This is a genomic window from Arsukibacterium sp. MJ3, from assembly GCF_000987765.1.
Taxonomy (GTDB): Bacteria; Pseudomonadota; Gammaproteobacteria; order Enterobacterales; family Alteromonadaceae; genus Alishewanella.
In genome coordinates this window covers 1-617 of sequence record NZ_LAHP01000116.1, presented here as the reverse complement: position 1 = coordinate 617, position 617 = coordinate 1, and the positions used below count along the sequence as shown (strand labels likewise).

The following is a 617-nucleotide window of genomic DNA, read 5'->3' as shown; positions in this document are numbered from 1 at the left end:
TGCGGTACCACCGCCACGGCGATGAAGCTCATATAGCACCTGCGTTAGCATTCTTGTACCAGTTGCTGCAAATGGGTGTCCGTAGGCAATTGAACTGCCCATTACGTTAAACTTCGCTTCGTCTATTTCACCAATTGCACTGCTACGATTCAGTTTTTCTGCGGCAAATTTCTTCGATGCAAACATTTTCATATTCGCCAAAGTTTGCGCGGCAAATGCTTCATGCATATCAATTAGGTCGAGATCATTGAGGGTCATTCCCGCTCTATCAAGCGCTATCGGCGTCGCATAGGAGGGCCCCATCAACATATCTTCATACACATCAATCGCCGAAAACGCATAACTGCGAATATAACCAAGCGGGGTATAACCGAGCTCCTTAGCGCGGCTTTCGGTCATCATCAGTATCGCTGAGGCACCATCGGTAAGGGGAGTTGAGTTCGCCGCAGTAACCGTACCGTGTTTTTTGTCGAATGCTGGGCGTAACTTTGCATAGCCAGCCAAATCAGAGTTGCCACGAATATTATTATCGCGCTGAAAATATTCTTTATAAGGTGCGCAGTGCGCCACCATTACTTCATCAGCAAGTTTGCCCGCCTCCCATGCTTCATGAGCTA

General features: G+C 48.0%; 1 pseudogene. It reads right to left on the bottom strand.

Annotated elements, in window-relative coordinates:
* Positions 1-617 (bottom strand): annotated as a pseudogene (locus tag VT06_RS17055) (acetyl-CoA C-acyltransferase); the annotation flags it as partial.